Below are 25,581 nucleotides of genomic sequence, written 5' to 3'. Positions count from 1 at the left end.
GCCCTACGCGCTCGCCCCGCCGCCGCCCTCGCCGAGCGCGGCTCCGTCGAGGGGCCTCTGGGCGTCGAGATGGATCTTCTTCCAGTCCCCGGAGCGGAACTTCCACACCATGGTCGCGGCGAGGAGGACCACGTAGACGACGCCGGCGCCCCAGATGCCCATCAGGCCGAAGCCGAGCGTGATGCCGAGCAGCCACGCCAGCGGCACGAGGCAGGTGAAGTGCAGGATGAGCTCCACGACCATCACGAACATCGTGTTGCCCGCGCCGAAGAGCGCCTGCGTGAGGATCATGCCGACCGCGACGAGCGGCGTGCAGATGCCCATGATCTGGAGCGGCCGGAGCGCCGCGGCCTGGACGAGCTCGCTGCTGCTGGCGAACGCGAGGATCTGCGGCGCGAAGATCGCCTCGAGCAGGCCGACGACGCCGAAGATCGCGAGCCCCAGCCGGACGCTGGTCCAGCCGAAGCGCGCGGCCTTGTCGCCGTCCTTCTCGCCGAGCGACTGCGCGACCAGCGTCGCCGTCGACGTGCCGAAGGCGAGGCAGGCGGTGAACGTGAGCTTCAGGATCCCGACGATCACCGTGGTCGCTGCGCCGTACACCGGCTCCGCGCGGCCGCCGGGACAGAGCGGCGAGACCACGCCCGCCGGCGCGACCTGGTCGAGCTTGCTGGCGATCGCGTAGAAGAGGGCGAAGCCCGTCATGATCGCGACGGTCGCGACGGCGCTCGGGATCGACAGCCTGAGGATGGACCAGACGAGCGGGGCCGACAGCTTGCTCGTGGCGAACGGGCGGTAGCGGCGCCGGTACTCCGGCAGGAGCGCGTACGCGAGCATGATCGCGAGGCCGACGTAGGTCGAGATGAAGCCGGCCATGCCCGCGCCGGCGATGCCGTACTTCGGGATGCCGAGCGAGGCGTTGCCGAAGATGAGCAGGATGCAGAGCACGATGTTCAGCCCGTTCATCGCGAGGGCCGAGACCAGGTGGATGTGCGTCTTGCCGATCCCGTCGAAGAACGCCTTCAGCGCGAACGTCGCCGCCATCGACGTCACGCCGAGCAGGCGCCAGCCGAGGTAATCGAGCGCCGCCTGCCGCGCGTCCGGCACCTTGATGATGACGGACAGGATGTACGGCATCGTCAGGTACCCGATCGCGGAGAACACGACGCCGGCGACGATCGCGAAGAACAGGGCGTTGGCGAGGACCGCGCCAGCGTCCCCGGGGCGATTCTCGGCGAAGCGGCGCGCCGTGAACGCCTGCGTGCCGACCGAGATCGCGCTGAGCGAGCCGCCGAACAGCCACAGGACGATCAGCGACGGCAAGAGCGCCGCGTGCGCGTTCGAGGACTCGGGGCACGGCAGGTGCGCGAAGAAGACGATGTCGACCTCGTTGACGATGCTCTGGGTGAGCATCGCCGCCACGGTCGGCAGCGCGAGCCGCAGGATGGCGCGATGGGGTGGGCCCGAAGTAACGGCGTTCGAACCCGGCGCGGACAAGGCGATCTGAGCCATCGCAGGCTGCGCGGTATACAACGCCGCAGCCCATGCGCGAGCGAAATGCGCCGCGCGGCGCGCGGCTACTCCGCTTTCGCGACCCGGGACCGCCGCTTGTGACGGCGCCGCTTCGCTTCGCTGCGATCCTCGTGCGCCTCTTTCGCCGCAGTGTCAGCCTCGCCACGCGCGGGTGTCGGCGCGGCCGACTCGCGCGCCACGGACGAGGACGATCGCTCGCGCGCCTTCGGCTCGCGCTTCGCGACCTCGCGGGAGGCGCGATCCGCCGCGCCGCGCGCCGCAGGTTTGGCGGCCTTCGGCGCCGGCGCGCGCGCGGTCATCGCCGAGGAGCGCCGGGCGGACTCGTCCCTCGCAGGCGGCTTCGCCGCGTCGCTCTTCGCGATGGCGGCCTGCGCAGGCGACACGACCGCCGCAGGCTGCGCGGCTCCCTCTCGGGGCGCGGCGGAATCGGAGCCGGCGGCGGGCACAGCCGCGAGGGCCGAAGGCGTGGCGCTCCCCTGCCCTGCCGCGCTGGCCGCTGCGAGAGCTGCCGCGACGGACGCCGGCGCGTAGGAAGCTGCCGCGAGCGCGCCGCCCGCCGGCGCCTCCGCGGCTGCCGCCGGCGCCTCCGCGGCGATCGCCGGCGCGGCGGGCTGCGCCGCATCACCCGACGTCGCGGCCGCCTCGCCCGCAGCGCCGACGAGCGCAGCGACCGCGGGGACACGGGCCACCAGCTCGCGCCCCTTGCCGACGACCAGCACGCCCGCGAGCGTCATCGCGGCGGCGACCGCGGCGAACCCCAGCGCGCGGCGGCGGGTGCGCGCGCGAGCAGGTCGCCCCAGCGCCTCCAGGATGGCCGTTCGCATCTCGGCGGCGCTCTGGAAGCGGACGCTCGGGTGACGGGCCAGCGCGCGCATCACCAGATCGTCGACGAAGGTCGGGATCTGCCGGGTCGGCGCGCGCTCGCGGAGGCGCTCGGGGCTGCCCTTGATCTTCGCGTCGATCAGCGCGACGAGGCTCTGCTCGACGAACGGCAGGCGCCCCGTGAGCATCTCGTAGAGGACGCAGCCGAGCGCGTAGAGGTCGGCGCGCCCGTCGATGCGCCCCGACGCGGCCTGCTCGGGGGCCATGTACTCGGGCGTCCCGACGATCGCGACCGCGGCCCGGGCCGGCCCTTCGCCGGCGCCCGTCTCGTCCGCGACGCCGTCGGCCTCGCCGCGATCCTCGGCGAGGCGCTTCGCGAGCCCGAAATCGAGCAGCTTCAGGCCGGCGTCCGCGAGGGAGAGCGCCCCCTCGGCGCCGCGCGGGCGCGTCATGAAGAGGTTCTCGGGCTTGATGTCCCGGTGGACGAGCCCCTCGGCGTGCGCGAGCTCGAGCGCGCTCAGCACCTTGGCGGCCATCGCGAGCGCGTCCCTCCAGTCGATCGCGCCGCCGCGGACGAGCAGGGCGTCGAGCGTCTCGCCCTCGAGGAGGTCCATGGCGCAGAACAGCCGGCCGTCCGCGGCCATGCCGAAATCGTGGACCTTCACGAGGTGCTCGTGGGAGAGGCGCGAGAGGACGCGGGCCTCGCGGCGGAAACGGCTCGCGATCACGTCGGTCGCCGAGTGCTCCGCCGAGACGACCTTGAGCGCCACGCGGCGCCCCAGATCGACGTGCTCCGCCTCGTGGACGGTGCTGCTCGCGCCCGTCCCGATCTCGCGCAGCAGCCGGTAGCGCGTCCCGGGCAGCGTGCCGTCATCCACGCGCTCGGCGGAAGCCATGGCCTCGGCGCGCGGGCTCACCGGCGTCACGGCCGTGGCGCGATGGGCCTTGGCGGCGGCGACGAGGGCCGCGAACTCGCCGCGCGAGCGCCCCGGCTCGCCAGGGAACAGGCGCTGCATCAGGTGCGCTGCCCGCGCGCGCACGCCGCGCTCGCCGCCGGGCAGGGCGACCGCCGCCCCGAGGAGCGCGGCGAGGTCGCGCGCGGCGGCGCGGCTCGACGGGTACCGGGCCTCGCGGTCGAAGGCCGTGAGCCGCCCGATGGCGGCGTCGAGCGCCGACGGGGCCCCGAGCGACAGCGCGATCGGCGGCGGGTCGTTCTGGTTGCGCGCGACCGCGGCCATGTGCGTCTGCGCGTCGCCCTGGAGGAACCGGCGCCCCGCGCACAGCTCCCAGAGCATGATCCCGAGCGCATAGAGATCGACCCGCGCGTCGCCTGGGTCGCCGTTGGCGACCTCCGGCGCGACGTAGCCCGGCTTCGCGAAGACGACGCCCGCGACCGTGTGGCAGCGCCGGTTCTGCCCGCGGGCGGTGCCGAAATCGATGATCTTCACGTCGCCCGCGAAGCCGAGCATCACGTTCTGCGGCGACAGATCGCGGTGGACGATGGCGAGCGCGGCGCCCGACGGGTCCCTGCGCTCGTGCACGTGGGCGAGCGCCTCGGCGATCATCGTCGCGATCGCGACCGCCTCCGCCCAGTCGAAGCGGTGCCCGAGCTGCACCGCGCGGGCCCGGAGCTCGCCGAGGCTCCGGCCCTCGACGTGCTCGACCACCGCGTAAGGCTCCCCCGTCGCGGGGTCGACGTCCGCCTCGATGACCTGCGCGACACCGGAGTGCTGGAGCTGCGCCTGCACCCGCGCTTCGTCCAGGAAGCGGGCGATGTAGCTCGGATCGGACGCGTGCTCGCGGCGGATGATCTTCACGACGACGGGGCGCTCCGCCCCTTCCAGCCCGGTCGTGGAGGCGAGGAACACCTCCCCCATGCCTCCCCGAGCGATGCGTCGCAGGAGCACGTAACGGCCGAGCGGCCGGGGAACATCGTCCGCAGCGAAGCCGCTCTTGGTGGGCTCGTGCGAGGGCGGAGGAACCGGGCGAGGCACGGTCGCGGAGGAGTTCGCCATGAAGCGAACCTACCGGATGTAGGACAAGGTGGGCCAAGTTCACGCGAACCGCTGCGCGACGCGGAAACCGGCCGTGCTCCTGCTGGCGCGGGCCGCTCGAACCACCGTTTCGACACAGGGGATCTCCAACTTATCCACAGGGTTATCCACACCCTGTCGACAAGTGGCGTCCTCCGGGCGGTACCCTGGAGAAGCGTCGGGATCCGTCCAGGAAGACCCCGAAGTGCCGCGTTCCCGCGGGGATCCGGGCCATTGCTCTCCCTGCACGCCTCGGCTAATCCTTGGCGAGGGATGTCGCGACACGCTGTCCAGCGCCTGATGACCGTGCTGACGTTCGCGTTGGCGCTGGTCCTGCCGCTGACAGCGCGCGCTGCGATCGTCCCGGTGTGCGAGGACGACCGGATGACGATCGTCGCCCCGCCGGACGAGCCGTCGTGCACCGTCTTGACCAGCGTCGACGGCGCGACGGGCGAGACGAGGGACGCGCCGATCTGCGATCCCCGCGGAGCTTCCTCGGTCGCTCCGCCCCGCACCCTCCCGATCACCGACGCGCGGATCGACGCGGCGCCAGGCTGCGCCAGGAGCGATGGCGGCCCGATGGTCGGGCCGAACTCGCGGCACCCCGGCCCTGTGAGCGAGCTCTCCAGCGCCCCGCAGCAGGCGTTGCTCCTTCCTGACCTCGTCCTCCCTGCCCCGTGCGCGCCGCTCTCGCTCTTCTCGTTCGCGGCGGTCTCCGGAGGACCGCGTCCCGGCATCGCGCAGGGCGTTTACCACCCGCCTCGATGAGGCGAGCTCGCCGGCAGCCCGCACCCGATCGCGCCGCGTGGTCTCTCATGGACCGCAGCTCTCGGCGCGAGGGCGGCGCTGCCGCGAGGTCCGGAGCGCTTGCCGGTCTGACCCGAGCCTCCTAGGCGCTGGTCCGGTCCCACGTCGCGCAGGCTCGCCCTCTCGAGGCGACGTGCCAGCGGCGCCCGAGGCCGGTCGCTGGCGCCGGCGTGAGGGGTCGAGAGCGGCCCTGGCGCTCCGCCGGGGGTTGCGCCGCGCGCACGCGGCGGCGGCTCCCTTGGCCCGGGGTGGTTCGCCGCCCCGGGAGCTCACGATTGGCGATCTCGTCGCGGGCGCTGCACCCGGTGCCGCGCGCGCGTTGAAGGAGGGGCCCGCCTGGCGGAGCCCCACCATGTTGAGAGAGGAAATATCATGAACAAGGGAACAGCCATCGTCGGCTTTCTTCTCTGCTTCATCGCAGGGATGGGGCTGATGTGGAGCATCGATCGGAGCGCCGGCTCGCGCGGGCATGAGATCTCGGCGGCCGTCGAGGATGGTCAGCCGTGGACCGACGAGGACGCGGCGGTCCCGGTGTCGTCGAAGGACCCCATGTGGGGCACGCGGGCGGCGCCGGTGACGATGGTCGTCTTCAGCGACTTCGAGTGTCCGTTCTGCAGCAAGGTCGAGACGACGATCAACCAGCTCAAGGACAAGTACGGTCCCGAGAAGCTGCGCATCATCTGGAAGAACAACCCGCTCCCCTTCCACAAGAACGCGCGCCCGGCGTCGCTCGCGGCCGAGACCGTGTTCCGCCTCGGCGGCTCGAAGGCGTTCTGGAAGTTCCACGAGCTCGCCTTCCAGAACCAGAAGAGCCTCACGCCCGAGAACTTCGAGAAGTGGGCCGGCGACGCCGGCGTCGACAGGGCGAAGTTCAAGGCGGCGTTCGATCGGCAGGAGTACATGGCCAAGATCGACGCCGACATGGCGGTCGGCAAGAGCTCGGGCGTCACCGGCACGCCCGCCTCGATCATCAACGGCGTGTTCCTGAGCGGCGCTCAGCCAATCGACAAGTTCACGTCCGTCATCGACGAGCAGCTCAAGGCCGCGCAGACGGCGGTCGCCGCCGGGACCAAGCCCGACAAGGTGTACGCGAAGCTCGCCGCGGAGAACAAGGCGAAGGCGCCGCCGCAGAAGGACCGCGAGCGCCCGCAGGAGGACGACAAGACCGTCTGGAAGGTGCCCGTCGGCGACGCCCCCGCGAAGGGTCCGGCCACCGCGCTGGTCACCATCGTCGAGTGGTCCGACTTCCAGTGCCCGTTCTGCTCCAAGGTCGTCCCGACCCTCGACGAGATCCTCACGACCTACGGGGACAAGGTCCGGTTCGTCTGGAAGAACAACCCGCTCCCGTTCCACCAGCGCGCCGAACCCGCGGCTGAGCTCGCCATGGAGGCCCGCGCGCAGAAGGGCGAGAAGGGCTTCTGGGACGCGTACTACCTGCTCTGGAAGAACCAGCAGAAGCTCAGCGACGACGACCTGCTCGGCTACGCCAAGGAGCTCGGGCTCGACGTCGAGAAGGTGAAGGCCGCGATCGCCACCAAGAAGTTTGGCGCGTCCATCGCCGCCGATCAGGAGCTCGCGGACGACCTGCAGGCGTCCGGTACCCCGCACTTCTTCATCAATGGCCGCCGGCTCGTCGGCGCGCAGCCGATCGACAAGTTCAAGACGATCATCGACGAGGAGATCAAGAAGTCGGAGGCGCTGCTCGCCAAGGGCGTCGCCGCCAAGGACCTCTACGCCGAGATCATCAAGGACGGCAAGGAGCCGCCGCCGCCCGAGCGCAAGGAGGTCTCCGCGCCGGCGCCGAACAGCCCGTGGAAGGGCGGCGAGAAGGCCAAGGTCGTGATGCAGGTCTTCTCGGACTTCGAGTGCCCGTTCTGCAAGCGCGTCGAGGACACGGTCTCCCAGATCTCGAAGACCTACGGCGACAAGCTGAAGATCGTGTGGCGCCACCGGCCGCTTCCGATGCACAAGAACGCGCCGCTCGCGTCCGAGGCCGCGCAGGAGGCCTACACGCAGAAGGGCAACGCCGGGTTCTGGGCGTACCACGAGGCGCTCTTCAAGAATCAGGGGCAGCCGGACGCCTTCTCGCGCGCCTCGCTCGAGAAGTACGCCGAGGAGCAGGGCCTCGACATGACGAAGTTCAAGAAGGCGCTCGACGCGAACACCCACAAGGCGTTCGTGGACTCCGAGAACTCCGTGGCGGACAAGGCGGGCATCAGCGGGACGCCGGCGTTCGTCGTGAACGGCTACTTCATCAGCGGCGCGCAGCCGTTCTCGAAGTTCAAGAAGCTCATCGACAAGGCCATGAAGGAGGCCGGCGAGACCGCGCCCGCCGGGCTGCCCGTCAAGAAGCCGGCGCCCGCCACGCAGCCGGCCGCCGCCCCCGCCGCGCCGAAGTGAACCGCCGCTGCGCGGTTCGCTCTCTCCCCTTCCCCTGACCCTCCCTGATCCCACCCGACGGGCGGCTCCCGCTGAGCGGCTGAGCCGCCCGCCTCCCCGCGCGACGCGGGCTCAATCTCCTTCTGCGCGCGTCGCCCGTGAGGCGTCGGCGCGCCGCTCCCACGGGAGGCGGCGCCGCGAGCCGCCCGCCCGCCGCCACCCGCTCCGTGGTTGCGGCCTCAGCCGGCGGAGCGAAACCGTGAGCGCCCCTCGGAGATCCACCACGCGCGGTAGCGCTCCTGGGCGGCCTCCCGCTCCTGCCGCGGCAGGTCCTCGTAGTAGCCGAAGTACTCCTTGGTGACGCCCTTCAGCTCGTCGATCGCCGCGCGGCGGATGGCAGGCTTCTCGTGCGTGAGCGCGTCGATGATCCACTCGATGCGATGGCGCTCGCCGTTCCTCGACCACCACGACAGCCACCTGCGCGCCTCTCGGCCGTGATCGTCCCGCGTGATGACGACCAGCGCCCGCGCCGCCGCCTCGACGATCGCCTCGTGAGGATCGGTGAGCGCGCTGATGAGCGCCGGCACGCTGGCTCCGGAGCGGATCTCGGACATCGTCTCGATGGCCGCGAGCCGCCGCGCGGACGCCTCCTCGCGGTCGCGCGCAATGTGATCGAGCCCCTGCAGGATGGGGCCGCCCGCAGGCGGCGCCGCGATGAGCGAGGCGGCCGACTGGATCGCGATCCGCCGCACGGCGATGCTGTCGTCGAAGAGCCGTGGGAGCAGCGCGTTGGCGGCCTCCGGGTACGTCAGCTCGCCGAGCACGTGCGTGGCCCACAGGCGCACCTCGGGATCGGGCGAGGCGCTCCGCACGGTCATGAAGGGCAGCGCCGGGCGCCGGATCGCGACGATGAGCTCGAGCAGCGGCCCGCACTGAGAGGCGGGGGGCACGGTGGCGACGATCGCGGCGCCCTCCGGGCCGGCGAGCTGCTCACGGAAGCGCTGACGATCGACCCGGAGCGGACCGGGAAACCGCGCGGCGACGATTGAGATCGCCGTGTCGCCGTTGCGCACGAGCTCGGCGAACGCCCTCGCGCCGGCCTCGCCGCCCGCGAGGACATGTTGAAGGAGCGAGTTGTACTCCGCGCGCAAGTCGCCGGCCGGCGACGGCGAGACCGCGGCGCGCCGCTCGGACGGGGGCCTCGCGTACGCCGTGGCGCTCTCGACGGCAACAGGCGTACGGCGGCGCCATGAGGGCCGCCCCGCGGCCGGCGCCGGCCCGAGCTCCCGGTGCTCTTCTGCGCCCGGCGTGATCGAGCTGTCGAGCATCCACGGAGGCCGTGAGTACCGCTTCGTCCGCGCCTCTTCCGGCTCGCCGAGATCGAGGTCCTCCGACGCCGAAGGGACCGGCGCCGCAGGGATCTCGAGGTCGGGGATCTCGTCGATGATCGCCGGCGCCGACGACGCCGCGGCGCGCGGCGCAGGCAGCGGCGTGACCGTCGGCATCATCGGCGCTGTGACCGCCGGCATCATCGGCGCCGTGACCGCCGGCATCATCGGCGCCGTGACGGCCGTGCCGGACACGACGTCCACGTCCACCTCGAGGCCCGAACGGAACTGCGGCTCGGAGCCCATGCGCTGCGCGTGCTGCGTCGGGGCCGGCGGGATCGTCGAGCTGAAGGCCATCGCATGCGCGACACCTTCGTCCGGCCGCACGGGCTCGGTCTCCACGCCGGTGCCGCGAAGGCCGAAGGCCCGCGCGACGGCGTCGATCCCAGAAGCGCCGTCCTCCGTGGTCCAGCCGCCCTGCGGCCGCACGGCTTGCGGCGCGACGTCAGAGGAGCCGGCGGGCGGGGGCTCTCCCGCGTCGCGGTCTGCATCCGCCGCAGGCAGCTGCGCGCCCGCGGCGGCGACGTGCGCGCCGTGCGCGTCCGCGCGGACCATGCTGCTCAGCTCCATGAGCGCGGCGCGGGTGCGCAGGGAGAGCGGTCCCTCCGTGGCCTGCTCGTCCATCGGCGCAGCGGCGTCCTCCGAACGCGCGGCGGCGTCCTCCGGAGGCACGGGCGCGGGATGCTGCGGCGCGGGCGCCTTCTGCTGAGGCGCGGGCGCCTTCTGCTGAGGCGTGACGGCCTCGTGGGGCGCCGGGCCGTCGCTTTGCTGGGCTCCGCCGCTGCGGTTCTGCTTCTTCCGCAGGATGAGCCGCTCCAGCACCGTCGCCGCGATGCCGGCGAGCGCGATGAGGTCTCCGATGCTCGAGAGCTCGACCGAGGTGGCGCCGTCGTCGCCGTAGACGAGCGCGACGACGCGGCCGCGCACGACGATCGGGACGACCGCCACGGCGGCCGCATGGACCTTCCTGCCGAGCTCGCGCTGGAGCTCGGCGTCAGGCGCGCTGCCGGCGACGGCGGTGACGACCGGCGCGCGGAGCGCGCGCGCCCTGGCGATGGCGCTCGGACGTTCGAAGGGCACGGCGATCTTCGTGACGCGCTCGCGCTCGGCGCCTGGACCTGAAGCGTTGCGGCCTTCAGCGCGCTCGCCGTGCACCGTGAACAGGACCGTGTACTCGAAGTACTGTTGAGCGAAGTCGAAGAGGACGCCGAGCACCTCTTCGCTCGATCCGACGGCGGCGAGCGCCTGCTCGGCCATGGCCAGCGTGAAGGGGCCCTTCCGCCTCTGCGAAGCGGATGCAGACCGTCCCGCCTCGCGCATGGCGACCTTCGCCGCCGGTGCGCTCGAGGAGAGCTCGCGTCGCTCCGCCGGAGTTGCCGCAGGTGCCGACGCCGCGGGTGCCGGCGCCGCAGGCGCTGACGGCACGGGTACCGGCGCCTCAGGTGTCGAACCTGCGGGTACCGATGCCGCCGTTGTCGACGCCGTGGATGCGGATCCGTCGGGCTGCTGCTGGAGCGCCGCAGCGGCTCGCGGCAGCGGCGCTTGCTGAGGCCGGTGTGCAGCAGAGGCCCGCTTCAGCCAGCCCGTCAGGAGCTGAGTGCCTGGCGCTGGCGAACGCACGCCGGACAGCGCCGACGCCGGCGAGGCCGCTGCTGTCGGCGCCGGCTCCGGGATTTCGACCGGCGGCCCCGGGGCTTCCACGCGCTGCGACGTGCGCACGGCCTCCGATGGCGCCAGCAGCGAAAGGTGCGGCGCGAGCTGCTCGGAGCGCGGCGTCGGCACTGCCGGCTCGATCGCCGGCTCTTCCTGCAACGCGGCCGCCTGGCGGGTATGCGCGGCCGCCTCACCAGGAGCTGGCGCGGCGCGCTGTGAAGCGACCGCCTCGATCCGAGGCATGTGCGCCTCGGGATAGCGGAGCAAGGAGAGATCGAGCGGATACGCAGCGACGACCGTCGGCTCGTCATCCATCTCGTGGAGCGGCGGCTTCCTCGGCGTGGGCACCGCCTCGTTGAGCGCGACGTCCGCGACGACCGTGTCCTCGTCGTAGATAGAGGTCAGCGATTCGACCGTCGGTGCATCCTCGATGCTGGGTCGCTTTTGCTGGGTCTCAGCGGCATCCTCGGGCTCATCGACGCTGGCCAGCGAAGCCGCCTCGACTCCTGGAGGCGACGTGGGGCGGACGCCTGCAGGTGAATCCGCATCGGCGCCAGGGGACGAGGCGGCAACGAGCTCGGCCGATGGATCCGCGACGACCTCGGCGGGCAAACTCGCGTCGATCTGCGCGGACGAGCTGGCGTCGACCGCCGCGTGTGGAGCCGCGTCGGTGCCGGCAGGTGAGGCGGGCGGCGGCGCCGCCGCCGGCGGGACCGCAGCGGCGACCGCAGGGCCAGGCTCGTTCGCCAGGTTCGACGCGCTCGACTCGTTGGGGCTCGGCTCGGCGCGCGCGTCGAGCTGCTTCACCAGCCGCGACAACCGCCGCTCCAGGGCCACGCCGTAGTGCTCGGCGAGCGCCTGGCGGATGCGCACCAGCGGCGCGGCGAGCTGCCGCAGGCTGACCCCCAGCGCGAAGCTCAGCTCCTCCGCCACGGGCAACGCGAGGGGCTCTGCCGTGGCGATGACGAGCGTCGCCTCGCGCTGCGGGGCTCCCGTCGCTGCCACGTCGAGGCCTGCGCGTACGTCGAGGGGGAACACGCGGTGCTGGACCGCGAGATCGACGGGGATCGTCCGGAGCACCTCGGGCGACGCGGGCCGCAGCCGGCCCACGGCGGGCGGGAGCCCGAGACTCTCCGCGAGCAGCGCCGTGAGCTCTCGCTCACGCACCGCACCCAGCTCCAGCACATTCGTGGCGAGATCGCCGCCGTGGAGCACTTGGCGGGCGATCGCCTCCTCGACCACCCGCATCGAGGTAACCCCATGCTGCACGAGGAGAGAGCTCAGCGTCGGCATCGAGGCGCATTCATCGGTGGGCGGTGGAAGTTGGAGCACGCTCGCGACGTGCGACCCCGTCCATCCTAGACGAAGTCTTCATCGGACACGATCCGCGCGTTGCGAGCCCTGGGCGGGATCTCATCCGTCATCGCCGCTCGCGCTCGCCGCACGGCCGCGACCCATCGTTTCGGGCGAGCCGGGGGGAGAGCCCCGCCGAACGCCGCCGAGAGAGCACGTGAATCGCAGCCCCGTCGCGGAGAGCCCCGAGGCCGGCTCCGTCGAGCCGCCGTCCGCGCGCTCGGACGACGGCTCCACGGTCAGCCCGCCCCCGTGCGCACCGAGGATACCACGCGCGATCGCGAGCCCGAGGCCCAGCCGCTCTCGACGGCGCGGCGCGACAGGGTCGGCGGGGATCGCCCCCCGCTCGCCGAACGGATCGAGCAGCCGGGCGAGCGGCTCGGGCGCGACGGGGCCGGCCTCGTCGATGACGGTCACCACCGCCTCACCGTCAGCGATCGAGACACGCATCTGCACGGGGCGATCGCGCGAGCGCAGGATGGCGAAGCCGAGCACGTACTCGATCGCCACCCGGAGCAGCTCCGGATCCCCCTCCACGGGCGCGCCCCCGTCGGGCTCGGCATCGAACGAGATGCGCACGCCACGCGCGGTGGCCGCTTCCTCGAGATGCCCCGCCGCGCGGCGGGCGAGCTCGCCAGCATCGCACGCGGCGATCGCCATGGGACGGCTCGCGTCCGCGCGGAGCCAGATGGAGTTGTCGAACTCGTCGAGCAGCCGCTTCAGCCGCTCGCCCGCACCGCGCACGCGCTCCAGCATGTCCCGCGGCGCCGCCCCGAGGTCCTTCTGGTAACGCAGGAGATAGTGGACCCCCGCCAGCATGGTCGCCAGCTCGCCCCGAAGATCGTGGCCCACACGCGCGAAGAACTCGTCATCCATCCACATAAACGCCTGCTCCGAATATGCAGCAGCGCGGACCGCGAGCATCAGACGAGCAAGCCAACTGTCGTCGGGGCTGCCCCGAAACAGCGGTCGCCGGAGGCTGGGGGTGAACCGCGCAGAGACCCCCATCTGCGCTGGACAGTTGATGGTTGCGGATAAGCGACCTGGGCACAAGGTGTACGTGGGGTTCGGGTTCCGCCTCCACCAGCGCGGGGGGGCCTTTCCAGAAACGCCGGCGGGAGGCCGTTGCTCTCCTTCCATGGTTCCATGGTCATGCTTCCGCGCATCAGCGCATCGAAGCCCGAGCACCTGGGGAGCGCTGTCAGCCGAGCCACGAGCGGGGGAGCATGTCCGAGGCAGAGCGCAGAGAGTTCACCGAGCATCACGACGAGCAGGGAGACGAGGATACCCTGGTGATCGAGCGGCGGCGCCGGGTCCTCATCGTCGATGATGATCCCGATTTCCTCGTCATGGCGGAGGCGGCGCTCGCTGCGCACGGCTTCCTGGTAGAGCGGGCAGCCGGCGGGTTGCGTGGCGTGTTCCTCGCGACGCAGGACGTGCCGGATGTGATCCTGTGTGACCTGAGGATGCCCGGCATCGACGGCTTCGTCGTCGCCGAGGCGCTGCGCGCCGATCCGGCGACCCAGCACGTCGCCATCTTCGCGTGCACTGGCCGGCGCGATCTCGAGGCCCGCGCCGCCCTCAACGCCTCGGCGTTCGACGGTGTGCTCGTGAAGCCGGTCGACTGGGACAGCGCCGCTCGTTTGCTCCACGAGATCGTCGGCGTCCGCCGACCCTACGGACCTACCTAGGCCACGTCAGGAGCAACCTGAAACCCCTTCAGGGCAAATGCAGGATAACCCCTGCGCGGGAGGGGAAATGCCCGGCATTATGCCCGCAATCAGGTATACAAACATGACGTGACCCGAGCGGATCGCCCCCCTACATGACCCTGCGTGAGAGGCCGGCCGAGCGATGCCGGAGCCCCTTACGACCGATCGGGCGGCGCGGCGCGCCGAGGAATGGAAAGGTTCACTGGGATGGAAGTGAAGTCTGATGACAACGCGGTCTCGCCGCTCGTCCTGGTCGTGGACGACTTCCAGGACAACCGGGAGATGTTCGCGGAGTACTTGTCTTTCTCCGGGTTCCGCGTGGCCGAGGCGGCGACGGGGCGCGAGGCGCTCGACCGCGCCTTCGAGCTGATCCCGGACCTCATCCTGATGGACCTCTCGCTCCCCGAGATCGACGGCTGGGAGGCGACGCGCCACCTCAAGAGCGATCCTCGCACCATGAGGATCCCCATCGTCGCCCTCACGGGTCACACGCTCGCGGGGCACTCGCGCGAGGCGAAGGACGCGGGGTGCGACGCCTTCCTGACGAAGCCGTGTCTGCCGGACACGCTCGTGCTCGAGATTCGCCGCCTCCTGTCGCGCGGCAGCGCGTCATCGCAGCCGGAAAGCGCGCCCTGACGCGCCGCGAATCCCCTCTCCACGGAATCGACGAAACCTACACAGCGCTCGCCAGATCCGCGAGGCGCGTGCCCGCGGCGAGACCGCGGCGAGACCGCGGCGAGACCGCGGCGAGACCGCGGCGAGACCGCGAATAGCGCACCTGCGCTCCCGCGCTGGCAGGACTTGACTGCGGCACCACCTGACTATTCTCGGTGCGGTCTTTCTGGCTAACTGAGGGCTTGAGAGGCACGAGGGGACAAGAATGGCGGGGGTGACGAGAAAAAAAGCCGGGAAGAACGCAACGGACGGCGCGGACGCAGCGCACGGCCGCACGCTCCGCGGGCGCACCACGGCGGCGCCCCTGCGCGCTCCGAAGCGGGGCTCGACGTCCGCTGCGGCGAGCGGGCCTCGATCCGCGGGACCGGCGACCCTGCGCGCCAGGGCGCCCAGGCGATCGAAGGCGGACGCGGAGCGGCTCGCCCCGCGGGGCGACGCGGCCAAGCGCGAGCGGATCATCGAGGAGCAGCGCCAGCTCCTCGAGCGCCGCGCGGAGGCGTCAGAGCGCATCCTGCGCGAGACCGTATCCACCATCTCTCACGACCTCAGGAACTCGCTGAGCGTGATCGTCGTGAGCGCCCGCATGCTGATGCGATCCGTCCCTCAGGAGGGCCCGGGTAGGCGGCAGCTCGAGGCGATCACCCGCGCAGCGGACGAGATCAACCAGCTCGCGCAGGACCTGGTCGACGCGATGAGCATCGAGAACGGCTCGCTGAAGGTCGGCAAAGGCGCGCACGAGGTCGAGCCGATCCTCGACAAGGCGATCGAGCTCGTGGCGCCCACGGTCGCGCTGAAGCCGCTCGAGATCGCGAAGGAGCTACCGCACGAGCTGCCGCCCATCGCGTGCGATCGGGAGCGCATCGTCCAGGTCATCGCCACCCTGCTCGGCAACGCCATGCGCTTCACGCCGAAGGGCGGACGCATCACGGTGCGCGCCGAGCCGTCGGGCACCGACGCGCGATTCTCGATCTCGGATACAGGACCTGGCATCTCCCCGGATCAGCAATCTCTGCTCTTCGCCCGCCACGCGCCCCCTCGAAGGCCGATGGGACAAGGGATGGGGCTCGCGGCGTTCGTCACCAAGGGCATCGTGGAGGCCCACGGCGGTACGATCTGGGTCGAGAGCTCGCCCGGCCAGGGCAGCACGTTCTTCTTCACCATCCCCGCCGCCGGGCTCTCGGTGCGCACAGCCACCTGAAGGGCACGAGGGTCACCGGGGCGCGCCCCGAACGCTGCGCGCGATCAGGCGGGCTCCCCCCTGACATGGAGCGCGCGCAGCGGGTGCGCGCGGCGTCAGGCCGGTCCGAGCGCCGAGAGCCAGCGGCGGAGGATCGTGCGACCCTCGGACAGCTTTCGAAGCGACGACCACTCGTTGCGCTGGTGCGCCTGGGCGTTCTCGCCGGGGCCGAAGTTGACAGCAGGCACTCCGAGCTCCGCGAAGCGGGCCACGTCGGTCCACGCCTGCTTCGGCTCGACCGCGGCGACGCCCGCCTCGCGTAGCGCGACGACGAGCGGGTGCGACGCGTGCGGCGGCGCCGAAGGGCTGAGGTCGCGCCAGGCGATCTCGGCGCGGCCGTCCACGAGCGCCTCGATGGTCCGCTGCGCCTCCTTGATCGACGTCCCAGGCGGGAAGCGGTGGTTCAGGTTCATCGTGAACTCGTCCGGAACGACGTTCCGCCCGCGCCCGCCCTGCGCCATCGTCGCCGTCGTCACGGCTCGGTAGACGAAGCCGTCGATCTCGACCTCGCGCGGCGCGAGCGCGGCGAGCTCGCACAGGAGCGGGCCTGCCTTGTAGATGGCGTTCTCCCCTTGCCACGGCCGCGCGCTGTGCGCCGTCCGCCCGCGGAACGTCAGCCCCGCGTGGAGCGACCCGCTCGCGCCGAGGCTCAGCCGGTTGTCGCTCGGCTCGAGGCACACCGCGAGATCGAGCGCGCGGAGGTCCGGCTCGCGCTCGATGACCAGCGCGAGCTCGTTCTCCAGGTACGGGCCCTCCTCCCGCGCGTAGAACACGAGCGTCAGATCCACGCCCGCGATCGCCTCCCGCTCGCCCTCGACGAGGTCGAGCATCAGCGCGAGCCCTGACTTCATGTCGCTCGCGCCGGGGCCGTAGAGGCGATCCCCCTCGATCCGCGGCGGCCCGTCGTGCGAGGTGCGCACCACGTCGAGGTGCCCGGCCAGCGCGATCTTCGGGCCGCCCGTGCCCTGCGTCACCTGCACGACGAGCGAGTCGCCGTGGCGGCGCACCGGCGCGGCGAGCCGAGCCCGATCGAGCCGCTCCGCCACCGCGCAGCACAGCTCCTGCTCTTCGCCCGTGGGCGACGGGACGGAGCAGAGCCAGAGCAGCGTGTCCGCGAGATCGGCCGCGGCCGCCGCGGCCGCGTCGGAGCGCGCGCTCACACCGGCACCGCGAAATCTCGCAGCGCCGCGTTCAGCGACACCTTGCGATCCGTCGCCTCGCTCCGCTTGCCGATGATGAGCGCGCAGGGGATCGAGAACTCCCCTGCGGGGAAGCGCTTCGGCCGCGTTCCCGGGATCACCACGCTGCGCGCGGGCACCCGGCCGCGGTGCTCGACGACCTCCGGCCCCGTGACGTCCAGGATCGCCGTCGACGCGGTGAGCACCACGCCGGCGCCGAGCACCGCCTCCTCCTCGACCACGACGCCCTCCACGACGATCACACGGGAGCCCACGAAGACGCCGTCCTCGATGATCACCGGCCGCGCCCCCGGCGGCTCGAGCACTCCGCCGATGCCGACGCCCCCGGCGAGGTGCACCCCTCGCCCGATCTGCGCGCAGCTGCCGACCGTCGCCCAGGTGTCGACCATCGACCCCGAGCCGACCCACGCGCCGATGTTCACGTAGCCGGGCATCACGATCGCGCCCTGCTCGAGGAACGCGCCGTAGCGCACCGTCCCCGGCGGGACGACGCGCACGCCCGCCTTGTCGAGGCCGCGCTTGAGCGGGATCTTGTCGTGGAACTCGAAGGGGCCGACCTCCATCACGCTCATGCCGCGGAGCGAGAAGTAGAGCAGGATCGCCTCCTTGATCCACGCGTGCGTCACCCACCTGTGCGGGGCGCCCTCGCCGGTGGACGCCGCGCCTTCGCCGCCCGCCTGCGCCGTCTTGTCGGGCTCGGCGACGCGGAGCAGGCCTTGATCGAGGCACTCGATCGTGCGGAGGACCGCGGCCTCGTGCGCGGGCGAGCGGAGGAGCTCGCGGTCGCGGAACGCCGCCTCAACGAGGGACTTCATGGATTCTTCGGTGGCCATGGCGCCGCCTTTAGCACGGCCGAGCCAGCACCGGCACCGGGGTCAGAACGTCATGGTGACGACGCGCCCGCCCGTCCCCTCGACGAGCTCGATGCGCGCGCGGCGCGCGACGACGCGGGCCACGGCGGCCGCCCGCTCGCCGCCGTCGCGCAGCACCACGTCGAGGGCGACCGCCGGCGCGCCCTCGCGCGGGCCGCGCTCGGCGATGCGCACCATCGAGCGCCCGTCCGAGAGGCGAGACACGGTGAGGTGCGGGCTCGCCACGCCCGCGGCGCTGACCATGCCGACCGCGAGCTCCATGAGCCCGCTCACGGCGCGCACGTCGCCCTCCACCTCGTTGGCGCGGCCATCGGAGGAGGCGATCGAGATGCCGACCACGGGGCGCCCCTCGGCCGGGGCGGCGCTCCAGTTGCGGAGCACGTCGATGAGATCGAGCGGCGTCGGGCGCAGCTCGAGGGTCGCGATCACGAGCTCGGACAGGCGAAGCGCGCCGCTCAGCTCCCGGGCAGTCCTGCGCACCGACGCCTCGAGCCCGAGGCGCTGCCGCGCGTCGATGCCGCGCTCGGAGCCGCCGCGATCCGCGCGGCCGCGGCCAGAGCCGCGCGGCGGCGGGGCGCCCGCCGCCGCGCGGGATAGCTCGTCTGTGAGGCGCGCGACCTCGACGCCCGCGTGGCCGAGGACCGCGCAGGCGGCGTCGGCCGCGGCGGCGTCGGCCGCCACGGCGGAGTCTGTCTCGACGAAGCCGTCGCGGACCGCCGCGGAGAGGCTGTCGAGGGCAACGACGAGCGCCGCGCACCCCTCGCACACCTCGGGCAGCGCGAGCGCGACCCCGCGCGGTCCGACGCGGCGCGAGCCGAGCAGGTGCGCGAAGCTCTCGATGCCTGCCGCGCCGTCCCGCGCCGCGCCGAGCGCAGCCGCGAGCCGCTCGCCGAGCATCAGGCCGTCGCGCTCGGGGCGACCTCGTAACCCGCGAAGAAGTAGGCGATCTCCCGCGCGGCGGTCGCCGGTTTGTCGGACCCGTGGACCGCGTTCTCGCCCACGTTCGCCCCGTAGAGCTTGCGGATCGTCCCCGCCGCCGCCTTGGCCGGGTCCGTCGCGCCGATGACCTCGCGGTACTTCGCCACCGCGTCCTCGCGCTCGAGCGCCATCACCAGGATGGGGCTGCGCGACATGAACGTCACGAGCTCGTCGAAGAAGCCGCGCCCCCGGTGCTCCGCGTAGAAGCCCTCGGCCTCCGCGCGGGTAAGCTGGATGCGCTTCATCGCTTTGACCGTGAAGCCCTCCTGCTCGAGGCGGGCGACGATCGCGCCGGCCGTGTTCTTTTCCATCGCATCAGGCTTGATGATTGAGAGAGTTCGCTCGAGGGCCATGGGCGGCCCAGTTAGGCGAAAACGCCGAGCGTTGCAAGCGCCACGCATTCCGTCCTGGGAGTCCGCCGCCCGCCTCGCTGCACGATCCGCCGCCCGGCCGCGCTTCCGTCATCGCTGTCCATCCCGCCGCACCGCTCCAGGCTGCTCTCCCGGCCGCGCCCCCGGTTGCGGATCGGCCGCGTCCGATCCGCCCGACGTCTGTCTCGCCTCTCCGCGCTCTCCTCGCGCTAGCGCTCCACCTCGTCCTTGTCGCAATTCCGTCTCGCGAGGGCGACGCACGACACGCGCGATCGCCATCAAGCTGTCACAATGCGCTGCTACATACATCCGCCATGCCGAGCCATGTGCTCATCGTGGAGGACGAGCGCGACCTGCAGCGCGTTCTCACCTACAATTTCCGTCAGGCCGGGTTCGATGTGGTGTCCGCCGGGAGCGGAGAGACCGCGCTCCGGGCGGTCAAGGAGGAGCGTTTCGATCTCGTCCTGCTCGACCTGATGCTCCCGGACATGTCGGGCACGGAGATCTGCCGCCGCCTCAAGCAGAACCCGCAGACCTCGGCGGTGCCCGTCATCATGGTCACGGCCAAGGGCGAGGAGATCGACCGGATCGTCGGCTTCGAGCTCGGGGCCGACGACTACGTCGTCAAGCCGTTCAGCGTGCGCGAGCTCATCCTGCGCGCCCGGGCGATCCTCAAGCGCTCGGAGAGCCCGGCGTCGGCGCCGGAGAAGTTCGACTTCGGCATCTTGCGGGTCGACCGCGCCGCGCACCGGGCCTGGGTTCAGGAGGCCGAGATCGCGCTGACCGCGCTCGAGTTCCGCCTGCTCATGATGCTCTACGATCGCCGCGGGCGCGTGCTGTCGCGCGATCTCCTGCTCGACGAGGTGTGGGGCTCGCACGTCGACGTGACCGCGCGCAACGTGGACACCCACGTGAAGCGCGTCCGCGAGAAGCTCGGGGCGGCGGGCGATTACATCGAGACCGTGCGCGGCGTCGGCTACCGGTTCCGCGCCGAGCCCGAGGTCGCCTAGAGGGCCCATGCGCTTGCCGAGGGGGCTGGGCATCGGCGCGAAGCTCGCGGCGGGGACGGTGCTCGCCCTCCTCGTCGCTGGCGTCCCGATCGAGCGCCTCGCCGCGCGCGATATGGAAGCGGCGCTGCTCGCGGAGCACAGCCCGCGCGCCGCCGTCGACGCCGCCCTGCTTCGCTCGCGGCGCGCCCTGCTGCTCGGCATGGGCGCCGTGATCGTCGTCGCCGTCTCGGTCGGCGCCGCCACGGCCTTCTTCGTCACGCGCCCGATCCGGAGGCTGACCCGCTTCGCGCAGGCGATGTCCGAGGGCGACCTGTCGACGCGCGCCCCGCTGCGCGGCTCGGGCGAGCTCCGCCAGCTCGCGCGCGCGCTGAACCACCTCACGAGCGAGCTCTCCCGCTCGACCGCCGAGGTCCGGACGGAGCGCGCCCTGCTCGCGGGCATCCTCGACGGGATGAGCGAGGGCGTCCTCGTGCTCGATCGCGACGGGAGGATCCTCCTCGCCAACCGCGCGCTCCGCGCGATGGCCTCCCTCGGTGAGGACGCGCTCGGTCGATCGGTCATCGAGTCGATCCGCAACGCGCGGCTCACCGAGGCGATCCAGCTCGCCGGCAAGCGGGACGAGCCGGTCGACGTCGAGGTCGAGCTCGGGCGGACGCTGCCGAGGCGGCTGCTCGTGCGCGTGTCGCGCCGGAAGGGCCCGGAGCGGCTCGGGCACGATGAGCGCGAGGCCCTCGCCGCGTGGGGCGCGGATCACGACGGCGCGTCCGCCGAGCCGGGGCTCATCGCGGTGTTCCACGACGTCACCGACCTCCGCCGGCTGGAGACGATCCGGACCGATTTCGTCGCCAACGTGTCCCACGAGCTGCGCACCCCGGTCACCGCGATCAGCACCGCCGCCGAGACGCTGCAGCTCGGCGCGCTGAAGGACCCCGACGAGGCCGCCGAGTTCGTCGACGTGATCGATCGGCACGCGAAGCGCCTCCGCCACCTCGTCGACGACCTGCTCGACCTCTCCAAGATCGAGGCGAAGAACTTCCGCCTCGCGCTGTCGGAGCTCGACATCGCCCCCGCCATCGAGCACGTCACGCAGCTGCTCGCCGAGGCGGCGCGCCGGCGCAGGGTCACGCTGACGGTCGACGCCTCCGCGCTCCCGCCCGTTCGGTGCGACCGCCGCGCGCTCGAGCAGGTGCTCATGAACCTGCTCGACAACGCCATCAAGTACGCGGGCGAGGGAGCTCACGTCACGGTGAAGGCGCGCTCGGCCGATCAGCAGGTGACGCTCGCCGTCGCCGACGACGGCCCCGGTATTCCGCCTCACCACCTGGGCCGCATCTTCGAGCGGTTCTACCGGGTCGACGCCGGCCGCTCACGCGATCTGGGCGGCACCGGTCTCGGCCTCGCCATCGTGAAGCACCTGGTCGAGCTGATGAACGGCTCGATCGAGGTCGAGAGCGCCATCGGCCGCGGCACCCAGTTCACCGTCCGCCTGGCGCGCGCCGGGTGATCCACGCGAACCACGCAAAGCCAGGAAAGCGCGGTGCTCGCTGTTCCACCTTGCCGTCACGGAGCTGTCACAAACCTCGATTACGCCTTGCTGTGCATGGCTCGAATTCTGCTCACCCTAGCGATGTTCCTCCTGACCGCGGCGTGCGGTCGCTCCGATGCCCCCCAAGAAACCGGCTCTCTCCCCGGCGCGAAGAAGGACACCGCGCCGCAGCCGACCGCTGACGGGGACATCACCTTGACGGGCGCGGGTGCGACGTTCCCGTACCCTCTCTACACGAAGTGGATCGCTGAGTTCCAGAAGGCCAACTCCAAGGTCAAGATCAACTACCAGTCCATCGGCTCCGGGGGTGGGATCCGGCAGATCACCGAGCGGACCGTCGACTTCGGCGCCTCCGACGCGCCGATGAACGAGGAGCAGCTCGGGAAGGCCGCCGGCCTCCTTCACCTGCCGACGTGCCTGGGCGCGGTCGTGCTGACCTACAACCTCGAGGGTGTCGCGTCTGGCCTGAAGCTCACGCCGGAGGCGGCCGCGCACATCTTCCTGGGCAAGATCAAGAAGTGGAACGATCCGGCCCTCCAGAAGGAGAACCCGGACGTGAAGCTCCCCGACAAGGAGATCGCGACGGTCCACCGCTCGGACGGCAGCGGAACGACCAAGATCTTCGTCGATTACCTGAGCGCGGTCAGCCCGGAGTGGAAGAGCGGACCAGGGACCGGGACAAGCGTCAACTGGCCTGGCGGCCTCGGCGCCAAGGGCAACGACGGCGTCTCCGCCCTCATCACGAGCACGCCCGCCTCGATCGGCTACATCGAGCTCGCGTACGCGATGCAGAACAAGCTCACGTTCGCCTCGCTCAAGAACAAGAGCGGGAAGTTCATCACCCCGTCGCTGGAGAGCACGACCGCCGCAGGCGCCGGCGCCGCCTCCAAGATGCCGGACGACCTCCGGATCTCGCTCGTGGATGCCGAGGGCGAGGACGCATACCCCATCGCCGGCTTCACGTACCTCCTTGTTTACCAGGAGCAGAAGGACCTCGCGAAGGGCAAGGTGCTCTCCAACTTCATCAAGTGGGCGATGCAAGACGGCCAGAAGTTCACGAACGACCTCCATTACGCCCCGCTGCCCGCGGCGGTCGTCGAGAAGGTCAACAAGAAGCTCGCCGCGTTGGTCGGCCCTGACGGCAAGCCCCTGCTCGTCCCATGACCCCAGGAATGCGCGTCAGCCGCGCGAACGGCGCCCCGCCGTGCGCGGCTGGCGTGCGCGCAGGAGCGCAGGATAGGTCCATGAGCACCGTAGAAGTCCCGATGCAACAAGCCGCCTCGCCCGCGCCACAGAGCGATGCGCCACATGGCACGCGCGGAGCAGATCGAGCGTTCCGCGCCATCCTGACGATGTTCGGCCTGACGGTGCTCGCGGTGCCAGCGCTGATGGTGCTGGAGCTCATCCGATCGTCGCGGCTCGCCATCGACAAGTTCGGGCTGGGGTTCCTCGGCGGGACCGTATGGGACCCTGCGCGCGAGGAGTTCGGCGCGCTCCCGTTCGTCTACGGCACGGTCGTCACCTCGCTGATCGCCATCGTGATCGCCGTCCCCGTCTCGCTCGGTCTCGCGATCTTCCTGTCGGATCTGGCCCCCCACCGGATCCGCAAGCCGCTCGGGTTCATGGTCGAGCTCCTCGCGGCGATCCCGAGCGTCGTCTACGGCTTCTGGGGCATCGCCGTGCTCCGCCCCTGGCTCCGGGACACCGTCGAGCCGGTCATCATCAAGTACTTCGGCTACATCCCCCTCTTCGAGGGCCCGCCGCTCGGCTTCGGCATGTTCGCCGCAGGCGTCATCCTCGCCATCATGATCGTCCCCACGATCACGTCGGTGTCGCGCGAGGTGATGCAGGCGGTGCCCCAGCTGCACCGCGAGGCGGCGGTCGGCCTGGGCGCGTGCGCGTGGGACACGATCCGCTACGCGGTCCTCCCCTCGGCGCGCTCGGGCATCATCGGGGCCATCATCCTCGGTCTGAACCGGGCGCTCGGCGAGACGATGGCCGTCACGATGATGATCGGCAACGTCCCGAAGGTGAGCGCGTCGATCTTCCACCCCGGCTATTCGATGGCGAGCGTCATCGCCAACGAGTTCGTCGAGGCGACCAGCGACATGTACGTATCGGCGCTGTCCAAGATCGCGCTGCTCCTCTTCGGGGTCGCCCTCCTCCTCAACCTCTTCGCCCGGTGGCTCGTGAGCTCGACCAAGAGCAAGCTGGAGAAGCGCGCATGAACAGCGACACCCCTGTCCCCGTGGCGAGCCCCACGAGCGCCCCCCGGCGCACGCTGCTCGAGCCCGCGCCCGGCGAGACGCTGCGCCGCGTACGCAGCTACTTCTTCGAAGGGCTCTGCGTGTCGAGCGCCGTCGTCGTCCTGGTCCCGCTGTTTCTGATCTTCGTCTACGTCGTCAGCAAAGGCCTTGGCGGGCTGTCCCTCGACTTCTTCACCCAGCTGCCGAAGCCCGTCGGCGACGAGCGGAGCGGCATGGGCAACGCGGTCGTCGGCACGCTCATCCTCGTCGCCATCGGCTGCGGCATCGGGTTGCCGACCGGCATCCTCGCCGGCATCTACCTGGCCGAGATCGGGCGCGGCAAGCTCGCTGCCGCCATCCGGTTCATCGCCGACGTGCTCGGCGGCGTCCCCTCGATCACCATCGGCGTGTTCGTCTACGCCCTCGTCGTGGTCACGATGAAGCGCTTCTCGGCGCTCGCGGGCGGCATCGCGCTCGCGATCGTGATGCTCCCGACGGTGACCCGCACGACGGAGGAGCTGCTCAAGCTGGTGCCCGCCCACCTCCGCGAGGCGTCGCTCGCCCTCGGCGTGCCGGAGTGGCGCACGAGCCTCCTCGTCGTGCTCCGGACCGCCTCGCCCGGGATCGGCACCGGCGTGATGCTCGCCGTGGCCCGCATCGCCGGCGAGACCGCGCCGGTGCTCCTCACCGCGCTCGGCTCATCGTACTGGAGCTTCGCCATCGACCGCCCCATCGCCTCGCTGCCGGTGCAGATCTGGCGGAACGCTACTTCGCCCTACCCGAAATGGCAGCAAGAGGCGTGGACCGGCGCCCTGGTGCTGATCGTCATCGTCTTCCTCCTGAACTTGCTCGCGCGTATCGCCACGTCGCGAAGCGTCAAGGCGCGCTAAAGGCACTCGATGAGCTCGTTTGACTCACTGCACAACAAAGTACGGTCCGGGGAACGTCGCAGCGGGCTCGACACGGACGGCATCGACAGCCGCTCCATGGAGCCAGAGGACGAGGCGCCGCCAGCCAAGATCAGCGTCACGCGGCTCAACGCCTATTTTCATAAGTTCCACGCCATCCACGACATCACGCTGAACATCCCCGACGGCCAGGTCACGGCGGTCATCGGCCCGTCCGGGTGCGGGAAGTCGACGTTCCTGCGCTGTCTCAACCGGATGCACGAGCAGGTGCCCGGGGCCTCGGCGAAGGGCTCCGTCATGATCGACGGCGTGAACATCTATGACAAAGCCGTCGACCCGGTGCGGCTGCGGCGCCGCGTCGGCATGGTGTTCCAGAAACCCAACCCGTTTCCAACGATGTCCATCCGCGAGAACGTCCTCGCCGGACACAAGCTGAACGGCATCTCCGTCAAGGATCCCACAGGCCTCGTCGAGAAGTGCCTGCGCCAGGTGGCGCTCTGGGACGAGGTGAAGGACAAGCTCGATCAGTCCGGGCTATCCCTCTCGGGCGGCCAGCAGCAGCGGCTCTGCATCGCCCGCGTCCTCGCGGTGGAGCCGGAGGTGATCCTGCTCGACGAGCCGTGCTCGGCGCTCGATCCCATCGCGACCGCGCGCGTCGAGGAGCTCATCGACGCGCTGAAAGAGCGATATACTTGCGTGCTCGTAACACACAACATGCAGCAGGCCGCGCGGTGCTCTGACTATACCGCCTTCTTCTACATGGGGGACTTGGTGGAGTTCGACAGGACCCAGACGATCTTCACCAACCCCAAGGAGAGCAAGACGGAAGACTACGTCACCGGGAAGTTCGGCTGATGGAAGC

The 25,581-nt window shown here is 71.3% G+C and carries 19 protein-coding genes; 11 read left to right on the top strand and 8 right to left on the bottom strand.

Features of this window, described 5'->3' with window-relative positions:
• Positions 1-3: 3 nt before the first annotated feature.
• Together WME73_RS16695 and WME73_RS16690 are read right to left on the bottom strand one after the other, a co-directional pair.
• Positions 4-1,509 (bottom strand): MATE family efflux transporter, encoded by a 1,506-nt coding sequence (locus WME73_RS16695; RefSeq protein ID WP_437746436.1) that lies wholly within the window; start codon positions 1,507-1,509, stop codon positions 4-6.
• 65 nt (positions 1,510-1,574) lie between these two features.
• The gene (locus tag WME73_RS16690; protein WP_437916323.1) at positions 1,575-4,367 is read right to left on the bottom strand and encodes a protein kinase domain-containing protein; all 2,793 of its coding nucleotides are present in this window, start codon (positions 4,365-4,367) and stop codon (positions 1,575-1,577) included.
• Between the two features lie 291 nt (positions 4,368-4,658).
• Here WME73_RS16690 and WME73_RS16685 point away from each other — a divergent pair, with 291 nt between their 5' ends.
• Both WME73_RS16685 and WME73_RS16680 read left to right on the top strand, forming a co-directional pair.
• On the top strand, positions 4,659-5,153 hold the full coding sequence (locus WME73_RS16685; protein WP_437872317.1) for a hypothetical protein: 495 nt from the start codon (positions 4,659-4,661) through the stop codon (positions 5,151-5,153).
• Positions 5,154-5,564: 411 nt separating this feature from the next.
• Complete coding sequence (locus tag WME73_RS16680) at positions 5,565-7,592, top strand: DsbA family protein (protein ID WP_437916322.1); 2,028 nt, start codon at positions 5,565-5,567, stop codon at positions 7,590-7,592.
• 218 nt (positions 7,593-7,810) lie between these two features.
• Here WME73_RS16680 and WME73_RS16675 read toward each other — a convergent pair whose 3' ends face one another.
• Together WME73_RS16675 and WME73_RS16670 are read right to left on the bottom strand one after the other, a co-directional pair.
• A complete protein-coding gene (locus tag WME73_RS16675) occupies positions 7,811-11,905 on the bottom strand; it encodes a hypothetical protein (protein ID WP_437916321.1) in 4,095 nt (1,364 codons plus the stop codon).
• Positions 11,906-12,025: 120 nt separating this feature from the next.
• Complete coding sequence (locus WME73_RS16670) at positions 12,026-12,847, bottom strand: sensor histidine kinase (RefSeq protein ID WP_437916320.1); 822 nt, start codon at positions 12,845-12,847, stop codon at positions 12,026-12,028.
• A 344-nt stretch (positions 12,848-13,191) separates the two neighbouring features.
• Between WME73_RS16670 and WME73_RS16665 the strand changes: the two genes are divergently transcribed.
• The 3 genes from WME73_RS16665 to WME73_RS16655 all read left to right on the top strand — a co-directional run bounded on the left by WME73_RS16665 (position 13,192) and on the right by WME73_RS16655 (position 15,550).
• The gene (locus tag WME73_RS16665; RefSeq protein WP_012235586.1) at positions 13,192-13,656 is read left to right on the top strand and encodes a response regulator; all 465 of its coding nucleotides are present in this window, start codon (positions 13,192-13,194) and stop codon (positions 13,654-13,656) included.
• Positions 13,657-13,884: 228 nt separating this feature from the next.
• Positions 13,885-14,313, top strand: coding sequence for a response regulator (locus WME73_RS16660; protein ID WP_012235585.1), 429 nt, complete (start codon positions 13,885-13,887; stop codon positions 14,311-14,313).
• A 244-nt stretch (positions 14,314-14,557) separates the two neighbouring features.
• A complete protein-coding gene (locus WME73_RS16655; RefSeq protein WP_437916319.1) occupies positions 14,558-15,550 on the top strand; it encodes a sensor histidine kinase in 993 nt (330 codons plus the stop codon).
• A gap of 95 nt (positions 15,551-15,645) precedes the next feature.
• Here WME73_RS16655 and dapE read toward each other — a convergent pair whose 3' ends face one another.
• Genes dapE through ndk form a run of 4 tightly spaced genes read right to left on the bottom strand, consistent with a single transcriptional unit; the run spans position 15,646 to position 18,991 of the window.
• Positions 15,646-16,749, bottom strand: a complete 1,104-nt coding sequence (dapE, locus tag WME73_RS16650; protein ID WP_437746429.1) for a succinyl-diaminopimelate desuccinylase — start codon at positions 16,747-16,749, stop codon at positions 15,646-15,648.
• Positions 16,746-17,621, bottom strand: coding sequence for a 2,3,4,5-tetrahydropyridine-2,6-dicarboxylate N-succinyltransferase (locus WME73_RS16645; protein ID WP_012235582.1), 876 nt, complete (start codon positions 17,619-17,621; stop codon positions 16,746-16,748). Before WME73_RS16645 ends, dapE begins: the two co-directional genes overlap by 4 nt.
• A 42-nt stretch (positions 17,622-17,663) precedes the next feature.
• Positions 17,664-18,557, bottom strand: a complete 894-nt coding sequence (locus tag WME73_RS16640) for a hypothetical protein (RefSeq protein ID WP_437916318.1) — start codon at positions 18,555-18,557, stop codon at positions 17,664-17,666.
• The gene (gene ndk / locus WME73_RS16635; RefSeq protein ID WP_437746426.1) at positions 18,557-18,991 is read right to left on the bottom strand and encodes a nucleoside-diphosphate kinase; all 435 of its coding nucleotides are present in this window, start codon (positions 18,989-18,991) and stop codon (positions 18,557-18,559) included. The genes WME73_RS16640 and ndk overlap by 1 nt, the downstream gene beginning before the upstream one ends.
• A gap of 332 nt (positions 18,992-19,323) precedes the next feature.
• Here ndk and WME73_RS16630 point away from each other — a divergent pair, with 332 nt between their 5' ends.
• From WME73_RS16630 to pstB, 6 genes are all read left to right on the top strand, one after another.
• A complete protein-coding gene (locus WME73_RS16630; protein WP_012235579.1) occupies positions 19,324-20,019 on the top strand; it encodes a response regulator in 696 nt (231 codons plus the stop codon).
• Between the two features lie 7 nt (positions 20,020-20,026).
• Positions 20,027-21,523 (top strand): ATP-binding protein, encoded by a 1,497-nt coding sequence (locus WME73_RS16625; protein WP_437746425.1) that lies wholly within the window; start codon positions 20,027-20,029, stop codon positions 21,521-21,523.
• A gap of 96 nt (positions 21,524-21,619) precedes the next feature.
• Positions 21,620-22,729 carry a phosphate ABC transporter substrate-binding protein PstS gene (gene pstS, locus WME73_RS16620; RefSeq protein WP_437916317.1) on the top strand — a complete coding sequence of 370 codons (1,110 nt, stop codon included), beginning with the start codon at positions 21,620-21,622 and terminating at the stop codon, positions 22,727-22,729.
• An 80-nt stretch (positions 22,730-22,809) separates the two neighbouring features.
• The gene (gene pstC, locus WME73_RS16615; protein WP_437746423.1) at positions 22,810-23,793 is read left to right on the top strand and encodes a phosphate ABC transporter permease subunit PstC; all 984 of its coding nucleotides are present in this window, start codon (positions 22,810-22,812) and stop codon (positions 23,791-23,793) included.
• Complete coding sequence (gene pstA, locus WME73_RS16610; protein WP_437746422.1) at positions 23,790-24,701, top strand: phosphate ABC transporter permease PstA; 912 nt, start codon at positions 23,790-23,792, stop codon at positions 24,699-24,701. The genes pstC and pstA overlap by 4 nt, the downstream gene beginning before the upstream one ends.
• 9 nt (positions 24,702-24,710) lie before the next feature.
• On the top strand, positions 24,711-25,574 hold the full coding sequence (gene pstB / locus WME73_RS16605) for a phosphate ABC transporter ATP-binding protein PstB (protein WP_437746421.1): 864 nt from the start codon (positions 24,711-24,713) through the stop codon (positions 25,572-25,574).
• Positions 25,575-25,581 lie beyond the last annotated feature (7 nt).

The sequence above is a fragment of the Sorangium sp. So ce302 genome (assembly GCF_051530145.1).
Classification (GTDB): domain Bacteria; phylum Myxococcota_A; class Polyangia; order Polyangiales; family Polyangiaceae; genus Sorangium; species Sorangium cellulosum_B.
This window is presented reverse-complemented; position numbering and strand designations above follow the sequence as displayed.